At 41.0% G+C, this 3,292-nt stretch carries 3 protein-coding genes and 1 pseudogene; all 4 read right to left on the bottom strand.

The features are described 5' to 3' along the window. Positions 1 to 501 (bottom strand): TatD family hydrolase (locus tag WA010_RS03005; RefSeq protein ID WP_422555696.1); only part of this gene is annotated, 501 nt, incomplete at its 3' end. Positions 502 to 505: 4 nt separating this feature from the next. Beyond that, positions 506 to 2,041 carry an AAA family ATPase gene (locus tag WA010_RS03000; RefSeq protein ID WP_422555695.1) on the bottom strand — a complete coding sequence of 512 codons (1,536 nt, stop codon included), beginning with the start codon at positions 2,039 to 2,041 and terminating at the stop codon, positions 506 to 508. A gap of 3 nt (positions 2,042 to 2,044) precedes the next feature. Continuing rightward, on the bottom strand, positions 2,045 to 2,899 hold the full coding sequence (locus WA010_RS02995) for an NAD(+)/NADH kinase (RefSeq protein ID WP_422555694.1): 855 nt from the start codon (positions 2,897 to 2,899) through the stop codon (positions 2,045 to 2,047). A 68-nt stretch (positions 2,900 to 2,967) separates the two neighbouring features. Then, a pseudogene (locus WA010_RS02990) lies at positions 2,968 to 3,292 on the bottom strand (phosphatase); the annotation flags it as partial.

Genomic DNA, 3,292 nt, shown 5'->3' with positions numbered 1-3,292 from the left:
GGAAAGAAGCTCATCATCGGCGTTATAGCAGTGCAGTACTCCCCCTACTTCTCCGGCACTCTCTTCGAGAAGCACCCTTTTTGCATCATGGCTCGCATCCCGAATATGGATAATCAGCGGTTTTTTGACCTTTTTAGCAAATCGGATATGAGCACGGAAAACTTCATCTTGACGGGTTTTTTCGGTCTGTTTTTCTTCGTCACTCCCCTCAAGTCTGAAATAGTCCAATCCACATTCACCGATAGCGACACATTTAGGATGAGCGGCATACGCTTCAAAGTTAACCGATTCGATATGTTCCATATCATAGGGATGAACCCCTACGGCAAAATAGACATCATCGTAGTTTTCACAAAGTTCAATCGCACGTTCCAGCGTCCCAGGATGTGCTCCAGGGATGATAAAGGCTTCCACCCCTGCTTCGCGAGCCCGTGTCATCATGAGATCAAAATCTTCACGGTAGCGTTCATCGTCCAAATGGACATGAGTATCTATAATCATTCCTTCAGCCTCTAGCACGTTCAAATAAATCTCGGGCGAACCCTCGTGCTTCATCACTGACACTCTCTCCGCTGATGATACGGGCAATCTCCTCGATTCTCTCCGCATCGCTCAGTTCTTGGACACGGCTCTCGTCATCTTTGTAGATTAAAAAGTGCTGCTCTCCCATCGAGGTGAGCTGAGGCTGATGGGAAATAACAAAAATCTGATAATGAGTTGAGAGATGCCGCAATACTTTAGCGACACTCATCGACTCTTCACCGCTGAGATTGGCATCGATTTCATCCAACATCAAAACACCGCCGCTTCCTTGCATACTCTCGACCCCGAGTGCCAGTAATGCCAACCGGAGACGATTGAACTCCCCTGAACTGAGACGGTCGAGTTTGGTTCCAGATAGCCCCAATATTACTTTATCCGAACCGGTAGCATTGAGAAGAGTCGGTTCCAATTCCAATGTTGCTTCACGCAAATAAAGCATTCCCAAATATCCGTTTAAAGTAGCAAGGGTCTCTTTGAGAATACTATAACGTTGTTTTGAAAGTTCCTGTGCTGAGGATTTTAATGATGATTGAAATGAAGCGAGCTTTTTGATTAGATCATCTTTTGAATGCTCTATCGTCTCATACGATTCAAGTTCCTGTACTTTTTGATCCCGATAGGCCAAAGCCTCTTCCACACTGCCATAACGTCGTTTGAGTTCGGCAATCTGCTCAATACGGTCCAAAATAGATTCGACTGAAACCTCTTCGAGTTCCTCAAGACGTTCAGACGCACTCTCAAAAAGGCTACGCAGCTCATTCATCGCATCATCAAAAAAAGCACTGTTCGCTTCCAACAAGCCCAAAGCAGAACTTACTGACGATTCATACGAAAATATCGATTGTGCTTGCGCAATAGCTGTTTCAATTTTTTCTTTTTTTGAAAGTTGTTTTTTTATCAGAGCTAGTTCTTCATCTTCGCCTATTTTTGGGTTTATCGCATCAATTTTTCCAATTTCGTAAAGGGCAAATTCTTTGAGTTCCGCAAGATTTTTTTCTTTCTCTTCAATCTCTTTAAGATGATCGGAAAGGGTTTTAAATTGAGTATATTGATCTTTATGCGATTGCAAGATCAAAGCATGATTGGGTGTTTTAGCACAAATACGATCATCCAAAAGATTGAGCAATGCAGAGGATTCAAAATCATTGTAATCTTTGAGACTCAAGTGACGAAGATGGGTAGAACTAATCGACTCCATTGAAGACTTTGACATGCTTTGATTGTTGATAAAATAGCGTGTTTTCTCTTTTTTCACATGCCGAAAGATATTGAGAGATTCATTTTGAATTCCATATCGTTCTTCATCGATACTCCAAGAAACACTCGACTCGCAAATCTGGGCTTCGACATTTTCCAACCCCACTGAGGCTAAAATAGAACGCATCAAAATTGATTTTCCGCTCCCGCTTGGGCCCGTAAATACCACGAGACCAGGATGGAACTCCATATCAGCCTCTTTGAAAGTCAAAAATTCTTTTAAATAGAATCGTTCAATCACCGATTAGTTCCCCCATCCCATTTTTTCTTTGAGTACTTCAAAATAATTAAACTCTTTACGGTGAATCAAATGAGCTGCACCGCTGGCAAGCTTGATGTTTACCGTATCCTTGTGACTGATTTTAACGAGGTCTTGCCCATCAATAATTACTAGAGCACTCGCATCAGGAGTTTTCATCTCAATCTCAAAATGTCCCGGAAAAACCATAGGGCGCTGAGTCAGAGAATGGGGAGATATCGGTGTTAATGCAAATACCTGTGATAACGGGAAAAGAACCGGACCACCGGCAGAGAGATTATATGCTGTTGAGCCTGTAGGGGTTGAAACAACAACCCCATCGCCATAATAGGTGTTAAAACTTTGCCCATCGACGTACGTCTCGACATGAATCATTTTTGCGATTGAAGGGCGAGTTAATACGATATCGTTAAATGCAAATACTTCATTTGTCCCTTTTTGGGTAAGAATCGTTGCTTGTAAAATAGCCCGTTTATCGATACGATATTCCCCCTCCATCATCTTATCCACAAACGATTCGAGTTCTCCGAAATCAAGATCGGCCAAAAAGCCGAGTTTCCCCGCGTGAATTCCTAAGACGGGGAGCTGATAACGGTATGAACGGCGTACAGCAGAAATGAGAGTCCCATCCCCACCAATAGTGACTAAAAAATCTGAATTATGGCACATCATATCAAATGGCTGTCCCATAACATCAATCATACCGCCACTAATATTATCAATAATAACTTCAATATCACGAGATTCAAAAATCCGCTTTGCTTCAAAAAACATCTCTTTTAACTCAGGTGTAGAGGGACGTAATATAATGCCGACACGCTTAATATTAATTAGTTTCAAAACTCCCTCCCTTTTTTTGTAGTTTTATTATAGCGAATTGCTTAATGCGGTCAAAAAATATGACAAATTTACTGATAATATTCTAATGCTATTCCCTCACGTAATCCATCATCGACAATAATAGCCTCATTAATTTCTAATATTTGATAGATAGAAGTGACCATTAATATTCCTGTAATAATTAAATCTTCACGTCCTATACCAACATAGCGTATCCGTGTACTTTCATCCATCGCCAGTAACTCATGATAAACACGATAACAATCCTCTAATCTCAATTTAAACCCATTAATTCGATTAGAATCATAAGTTATATAATCCATTCCGAGTAAATAGGCTGATATAGTTGTTGGTGTTCCTGCTGTTAATACTAATGTTGTCTCTGAACCTTTT

Source organism: Sulfuricurvum sp. (genome assembly GCF_049305995.1).
Taxonomy (GTDB): Bacteria; Campylobacterota; Campylobacteria; order Campylobacterales; family Sulfurimonadaceae; genus Sulfuricurvum.
The sequence above is the reverse complement of the archived record's forward strand: the minus strand, read 5'-3'. Positions and strand labels throughout refer to the sequence as shown.